Below are 7,675 nucleotides of genomic sequence, written 5' to 3'. Positions count from 1 at the left end.
TCAGCATTACGGTTGCGGCGCTTTTCGCGCCAGACAGTGCTGCGATCACGCCCGATCTGCTCGGCGATGGCAGCATCGCTGAGCCCGGCATCAAGACCACGCATGATCGCGATGCGCTCATCCAAACTCAGGCGATGTCCCTTACCGCCAGGTCGATCGGGATCACCCGGATCCACGACGCCATGGCCAGCACGATTGTTACCCCTCAATAGCTGCATCGCTCCAGCTTGACGCCACCACAGCGTCGCCGCAGTCGTTGACACACCCATCTCCTGGGCTGCTCGCTCGACTCCCACGCCCTGACACACCCGATCAAACAACTCCCGACGCGTCGACCGCGGATGCGGATAACCACTTGGCATGTGCAACCTCCAAATCCAGGGATGTTGCACTGACCGTATGAATCTGCGGGCGCCGGAACGTGCGGGTAACCCACGTTCGGCGAGGGGTCTGATGTTTAGCCGCACCGGAGTACAGGGCACTCCTTCCCGGCGATTGTGGCGTTGCACACACACCGGGTGGACGGAGCCGGCAATGAGCACGGAAAACCAGGTCACACCGACCGACGTCGACAAGGCACTGCTCGGCAGCGCGACCTACCGAAGCCTGGGCGAACAGAAGCTCTCGCCGCGAGAGGAACGGTTCGAGAAAGGCCGCCGCACGGTCGGCCTGTTCCTCGCCCCGCTGCTGACCGTCGTCTTCCTCGTCCTGCCGCTGGACATCCCGCGCGAACAACAGGTGCTCGGTGCGGTCCTGCTCGGCGTGATCGCGCTGTGGATCAGCGAGGCGGTGCCCATTCCGATCGGCGGCCTGCTCGGCGTCGCGGTCGCGGTGTTCCTCGGAGTGGCACCGGTCGACGATGTGCTGGGCCCGTTCGGCTCCTCGACCATCTTCACGTTCATCGGGGCGTTCATTCTGGCCCAGGCGATGCTCAAACACGGTGTGGCGCGGCGCTTCGCGTTCCGCATCCTGGCGTTGCCGCGCGCCGGCCGCTCGACCACCGGCGTCATCATCGCGTTCGGCGCCATCACGTGCCTGCTGTCGGCGTTCGTTTCGAACACCGCGACGGTGGCGATGTTGCTGCCGACCGCGATCGGCATCCTGTCGGTCATCGCCAAACTGCTGCAGCAGCGCGGCGACGTCGAACCCGACTTCGACCCACAACGGTTGCGGGTGGGCGCCGCCCTCATGCTGATGCTCGCCTACGGCGCCAGCGTCGGTGGCCTGCTCACCCCCGTCGGCAGCCCGCCGAACCTGATCGGGCGCGGGCTGATCGAAGAGGCCACCGGCGAGCGGATCAGCTTCGGCCAGTGGATGGCGATGGCCATCCCCATCTGCTTCGTGATGTTCCTGCTGCTGGCGCTGATCCTGCTGCGGCTCAACAAACCCGAGATCAAACGCATCGACGGCGTGGCCGATTACGTCGCCAGCGAGCGCGAGAAGCTGGGCTCGCTGTCGCGGGCCGAGAAGAACACGCTGATCGCATTCGGCATCACGGTGACGCTGTGGATCCTGCCCGGTGTGGTCGCCGTGATCACCGGAACCGAGTCCACCACCTACGAATTCGTCAGCGACCGCCTCGACGAGGGCGTGGTCGCGGTGTTCGGCGCGTCGCTGCTGTTCCTGTTGCCCACCGACTGGCAGGAGCGCGAGTTCACCCTGCGCTGGAAGGACGCCGCCGAAATCGACTGGGGCACAATCATACTCTTCGGTACCGGCATCATCTTCGGTTCGCTGATCTCGTCGACGGGACTGGCCGAGACCATCGGCACCTCCGTCAACGACGCACTCGGCCTGACGAGCGGCGTCGCGATCACCATCTTCGCGGTGGTGCTGGCGATCATCGTCTCCGAGACAACCTCCAACACCGCCTCGGCCGCGGTGGTGGTGCCGATCATCATCCCGGTCGCGCTGGCCGCGGGCGTCAATCCGTTCGTGCCCGCGCTGGCGGCGACGTTCGCGGCATCGTTCGGCTTCATGCTGCCGGTGTCCACACCGCAGAACGCGATCGTCTACGGTTCGGGCGTCGTGCCGATCACGAAGATGATCCGCTCGGGCATCACGTTCGACATCGCGGGCGCTATCCTGATCATCGTTCTGTTGCCGTTGATGATCAGCCTCCTGGGATTGGGGACATGACCGAGTCGGATGCTCTTCGCGCAAGCGGCTCATCGTCCATTGCCGTCATTCCCGGTGACGGAATCGGTACCGAGGTGATCGCATCGGCGCGCGCGGTGCTCGACGCCGTGGCGCGTAAGCACGCAATCACCTTGTCCTACACCGAGTTCGACTGGTCGTGTCAACGCTACGCGGACGAGGGCGCGATGATGCCCGACGACGGAATCGAGACGCTGCGCGGGTTCGATGCCATCCTACTGGGCGCAGTCGGGTGGCCCGGTGTACCCGACCATGTGTCCCTGTGGGGGCTGCTCATCCCGATCCGCCGCGCGTTCCGCCAGTACGTGAATATGCGGCCGATCCGGGTGTTCGACGGTGTCGATAGCCCGCTGCGGACGGCGCACGACGTCGACTTCGTCGTGGTGCGCGAGAACGTCGAAGGCGAGTACAGCGAGATCGGCGGACGGCTCAACCGGGGCTTTCCCGATGAAATGGCCGTGCAGGAATCGGTTTTCACGCGCAACGGCGTCGGCCGCATCGCCGATTTCGCGTTCGAGCTCGCCCGCACCCGCCGCGGTTACGTCACGTCGGCGACCAAGTCCAACGGCATCGTGCACACGTTGCCGTTCTGGGACGAGGTGGTCGCCGAACGGGCGTCGCACTACCCGGACGTGCGGCTCGACAGCGAGCACATCGACGCGTTGGCCGCCAAGTTCGTGCTGCAGCCGCAGCGATTCGACGTCGTCGTCGGCTCGAACCTGTTCGGTGACATCCTCAGCGACCTCGCGGCAGCGGTGGCGGGCTCGATCGGGATAGCCCCGTCGGCCAACCTCGACCCCAGCAAGCAGTACCCGTCGATGTTCGAACCTGTACACGGTTCGGCCCCCGACATCGCCGGACAGGGCATCGCCAACCCGATCGGCGCGGTGTGGTCGGCGGCGCTGATGCTCGAGCACCTCGGATACGCGGCGGCCGCCGGCGAGGTGATGGCCGCCGTCGAGTCGACGCTGGCCGCACCGGAGACCCGGACCGGGGACCTGGGCGGGCGGGCGTCGACCGCCGTCGTGACCGATGCGCTCGTCGCGCGGCTGCAGTAACCGGCCCAGCTAACTCCCGGTATCCGCGGATACACCGCTGCGACGCCCCCGAAATTCGTGCATTGGGGGGTGTCCGGGCGGTTCGCCTGACGGCGTCGCCGCCGCCGAGAGTACGGTTGTTGCACCGAAATCCGTGATATACGTGCAACAACCGTACTCTCGGCACATCACCAACCAAGGTTCGCCTGACGGCGTCGTCAGTTTCACGTACGGTGGGGCCGTGGCCGAATTCGACCGCAGTCGCGTCGTCGCGGCGAGCCCGACGCAGATCTGGGATGTACTCGCCGATTTCGGCGCCATCGCGACATGGCTCGACGTCGACCACTCCTGCATCCTGACGCGGGGGCCCGACGGCGGCTTGGTCGGAACCGCGCGGCGCGTGCAGATCGGGCGCAACACCCTCGTCGAAACCGTCACAGAATGCGATCCGCAGTACGTCCTGGCCTACGAGATCGAGGGCCTGCCCAAATTCTTGGGCACGGTCAGCAACCGCTGGAAGCTCGAACCGACCAGCGGCGGCGAGACCGTCGTGACGATCACCAGCACCGTGCGCAAGGGCCGCGGCAGAACGCAGCAACTCGTCGAACGGTTGGCCAGCCGGGCGCTGGCCCGCGGATCCGACACCATGCTCGCCGCGCTGGCCAAGCGATTGGAGAACACCACATGACAGATCGGCCCGACATCATCATCGTGATGACCGACGAGGAGCGCGCGGTGCCGCCCTACGAGGCGCCGAACGTCCTGGCTTGGCGCCGAGACACGCTCGCCGGCCGCGCCTGGTTCGACCAGCACGGCGTGAGCTTTCAACGGCACTACACGGGGTCGCTTGCCTGCGTGCCCAGCCGCCCGACGATCTTCACCGGCCAGTACCCCGACCTGCACGGCGTCACCCAGACCGACGGCATCGGCAAGGTCCACGACGACTCCCGGATGCGCTGGCTGCGCCCGAACGAGGTACCGACGCTGGGCAATTGGTTCCGCGCGGCCGGCTACGACACGCACTACGACGGCAAGTGGCACATCTCGCACGCCGACCTGACCGACCCCGCCACCGGTGAGCCGCTGGCCACCAACGACGCCGACGGTGTCGTCGACCCGAAGGCGGTGCAGCGCTACCTCGACGCCGATCCGCTTGAGCCGTACGGGTTTTCGGGCTGGGTCGGCCCGGAACCGCACGGCGCGCCACTGGCCAACGCGGGAATCCGGCGCGATCCGCTGATCGCTGACCGCGTGGTGGCGTGGCTCAGAGACCGCTACGACCGACGTCGCGCCGGAGACGTCGACGCCATGCGGCCGTTCCTCCTGGTGGCCAGCTTCGTCAACCCGCACGACATCGTGCTGTTCCCGGCGTGGCAGCGCCGCAGCCCCGTGCGGCCGTCGCCGCTGGACCCGCCGCCGGTCCCGCCCGCGCCGACGGCCGACGAGGATTTGTCGAGCAAGCCCGCCGCACAGATCGCCTACCGGGAGGCCTATTACTCCGGCTATGGACCGGCGCCGGCCATCGACCGCACCTACACCCGCCAGGCCCAGCGATACCGGGACCTGTACTACCGGCTGCATGCCGAGGTCGACGCCCCGATCGATCGTGTGCGACGCGCGGTCACCGAGGACGGCTCGCAGAACGCGGTGCTGGTCCGCACCTCGGACCACGGTGATCTGCTCGGCGCCCACGGCGGCCTGCACCAGAAGTGGTTCAACCTGTACGACGAGGCAACGCGGGTGCCGTTCGTGGTGGCGCGGATCGGTGAGCAGGCCACGAAGGCGCGGACGGTGACGGCGCCGACGTCGCATGTGGACATCGTCCCGACGTTGTTGGGCGCCGCCGGTGTCGACGTCGAGGCGGCGGCGGCGAAACTGGCCGAGACCTTCTCCGAGGTGCACGACCTGCCCGGCCGCGATCTGATGCCGGTGGTCGACGGCGGCCCGGCAGACGAATCGCGAGCGGTGTATCTGATGACCCGCGATAACGTGCTCGAGGGCGACACCGGCGCGTCAGGTATGGCCCGCAAACTGAAGATGTCGACGAAACCCCCTGCGCCCCTGCGGATCCGGGTACCGGCACACGTCGCGTCGAACTTCGAGGGGCTGGTTGTGCGCGTCGATCAGGCCGGCGGCCAGGGGCATCTGTGGAAGCTGGTGCGGACATTCGACGATCCAGCGACGTGGACGGAGCCGGGAGTGCGTCACCTCGCGGCCAACGGTCTGGGCGGTGAGGCCTATCGGACGTCCCCGCTCGACGACCAGTGGGAGCTGTACGACCTGACCGACGACCCGGCCGAGGCCCGTAACCGGTGGACGGATCCGGATCTGCACGACCTGCGTCAGCACCTGCGCATGCAGCTCAAACAGTCCCGCGCGGAATCGGTCCCGGAACGGAACAGTCCCTGGCCGTACACCTCACGCCGCTCTCGAATGTGACTCTCCGGCGAATTCGGGCCGCCGGTATCTCGCCATGCGTTCACATTCGGCGACTGGTTTCGTTGAGCCGCAGTCGAGTCTCCCGGCCAGATGTTTGCTGACCGCCAAGCCGAGGCTGTACGGTTCTCTTGGGTTGATATCCCAGCCTCGCGGAAACCGTCACGGCGGCGATCTGACTTCCCCGCCGACATGACCAGCGACAACCTCAGCCGTAACCCGGCGCGCTGCCACCATCAGCGCTCTCGAGGTGAGTACAGTCGGGATGCCTGACAAGCTCCGCACCTCGCTTCGACCGAAGCGAAGGATCACCTAGGTAGACGAAATCGTCCGGCAGCCGCTGCCGGGCCACCGCAACACCTACATACGGCGTCGTCACGCCGGGGGCTGAAGGACTTCAGTGAGTCAATTTACCGAGACGATGTACCGGAATGCCCGGTGGAGCACCAGGGGAATGGTCACCGGTGAGCCGGTCGCCCCGGTGCGGCATACCTGGGCCGAAGTCAACGCACGGGCCAGCCGAATCTCGGGCGGGCTGGCGGCCGCGGGTATCGGACACGGCGACGCGATCGCCGTGCTGGCGGGCGCCCCGGTCGAGATCGCGCCGACCGCGCAGGGCACCTGGATGCGCGGCGCCAGCCTGACCATGCTGCATCAACCCACGCCCCGCACCGATCTGCTGCGTTGGGCCGACGAGACCACCGCCGTCATCAACATGATCTCCGCGAAGGCCGTGGTGATCAGCGATCCGTTCATGGCCGCCGCGCCGTTGCTCGAGGATCTGGGCATGACGGTGCTGACCGTCGAGTCGCTGCTGGCAGGCACTGCCGTCGACCCGGTGGCGACGACCGACGACGATGTCGCACTGATGCAACTGACGTCGGGGTCCACGGGTTCGCCGAAAGCCGTTCAGATCACGCACGCCAACATCGTCGCCAATGCGGACGCCATGACGGTCGGCTGCGATTTCGACATCGACAATGACGTGATCATCAGTTGGCTGCCCTGCTTCCACGATATGGGGATGACGGGCTATCTGACCGTACCGATGTACTTCGGCGCCGAGCTGGTCAAGATCACACCGGTCGACTTCCTGAACGATACGCTGTTGTGGGCCAAGCTGATTCACAAGTACAAGGGCACCATGACGGCTGCCCCCAACTTCGCCTACACACTGTTCGCGAAGCGGCTTCGACGGCAGGCCACGCCTGGCGAATACGACCTGTCGTCGCTGCGTTGGGCGTTGTCGGGCGCCGAACAGGTGGACCCGCAGGACGTCGAGGATCTCTGCGAGGCGGGCAAGCCCTTCGGGTTACGACCCGAGGCGATCGTGCCGGCATACGGAATGGCGGAAACCACTGTGGCCGCGTCGTTTTCGGAGTGCGGCCGCGGGATGGCAGTCGACGAGGTCGACGCGGACCTGCTCGCCGTACTGCACCGCGCGGTCCCCGCGAGCAAGGGCCACACCCGCCGGCTGGTCAGGCTCGGCCGGCCCCTGGACGGTCTGGAGGTACGGGTCATCGACGAGGACGGTGCGGAGCTGCCACCGCGCGGCGTCGGCGTCCTCGAAATGCGCGGCGATCCGGTGACCAGGGGCTACACCACCGCGGCGGGGTTCATCCCCGCCCAGGACAACCGCGGTTGGTACGACACCGGCGACCTCGGCTACCTCACCGAGGACGGCGAGATCGTGGTATGCGGACGCGTAAAGGACGTGATCATCATGGCCGGTCGCAACATCTACCCGACCGACATCGAACGTGCGGCCGGTCGCGTCGACGGGGTGCGGCCCGGCTGTGCAGTGGCTGTGCGGTTGGATGCCGGTTTGTCGCGGGAATCGTTCGCGGTGGCCGTCGAATGCAAGAACTTCGAGGACTCCAGCGAGGTCCGCCGCGTGGAGCGGCAGGTCACGCATGAGGTCTTCGCCGAGGTCGACGTGCGACCCCGCAACGTCGTGGTGCTCGCTCCGGGCATGATTCCGAAGACACCGTCCGGCAAGTTGCGGCGTGCACACGCGTTGGCGCTCGTGAGCTGATATCGCCGCG

At 66.8% G+C, this 7,675-nt stretch carries 6 protein-coding genes; 5 read left to right on the top strand and 1 reads right to left on the bottom strand.

The window, feature by feature from the left end; translation table 11 throughout:
- On the bottom strand, window positions 1-362 hold a 362-nt coding region (locus RMCN_RS32215; RefSeq protein WP_131808544.1), incomplete at its 3' end, for a helix-turn-helix domain-containing protein.
- 172 nt (window positions 363-534) lie between these two features.
- On the opposite strand from RMCN_RS32215, the gene RMCN_RS08360 reads away from it, so the two are divergent.
- The 5 genes from RMCN_RS08360 to RMCN_RS08340 all read left to right on the top strand — a co-directional run bounded on the left by RMCN_RS08360 (window position 535) and on the right by RMCN_RS08340 (window position 7,665).
- Window positions 535-2,139, top strand: coding sequence for an SLC13 family permease (locus RMCN_RS08360; protein ID WP_067388325.1), 1,605 nt, complete (start codon window positions 535-537; stop codon window positions 2,137-2,139).
- The gene (locus tag RMCN_RS08355) at window positions 2,136-3,215 is read left to right on the top strand and encodes a tartrate dehydrogenase (protein WP_067388323.1); all 1,080 of its coding nucleotides are present in this window, start codon (window positions 2,136-2,138) and stop codon (window positions 3,213-3,215) included. Before RMCN_RS08360 ends, RMCN_RS08355 begins: the two co-directional genes overlap by 4 nt.
- 220 nt (window positions 3,216-3,435) lie before the next feature.
- Entirely contained in the window at window positions 3,436-3,882 is a 447-nt protein-coding gene (locus RMCN_RS08350) for an SRPBCC family protein (RefSeq protein WP_067388361.1), read from the top strand.
- The gene (locus RMCN_RS08345; protein WP_067388321.1) at window positions 3,879-5,633 is read left to right on the top strand and encodes a sulfatase family protein; all 1,755 of its coding nucleotides are present in this window, start codon (window positions 3,879-3,881) and stop codon (window positions 5,631-5,633) included. Before RMCN_RS08350 ends, RMCN_RS08345 begins: the two co-directional genes overlap by 4 nt.
- A gap of 397 nt (window positions 5,634-6,030) precedes the next feature.
- Window positions 6,031-7,665, top strand: a complete 1,635-nt coding sequence (locus RMCN_RS08340; protein ID WP_067388319.1) for a fatty acyl-AMP ligase — start codon at window positions 6,031-6,033, stop codon at window positions 7,663-7,665.
- The last annotated feature ends 10 nt before the right edge of the window (window positions 7,666-7,675 follow it).

Origin of the sequence: Mycolicibacterium novocastrense (genome assembly GCF_001570485.1) — a bacterium.
Classification (GTDB): domain Bacteria; phylum Actinomycetota; class Actinomycetes; order Mycobacteriales; family Mycobacteriaceae; genus Mycobacterium; species Mycobacterium novocastrense.
The sequence above is the reverse complement of the archived record's forward strand: the minus strand, read 5'-3'. Positions and strand labels throughout refer to the sequence as shown.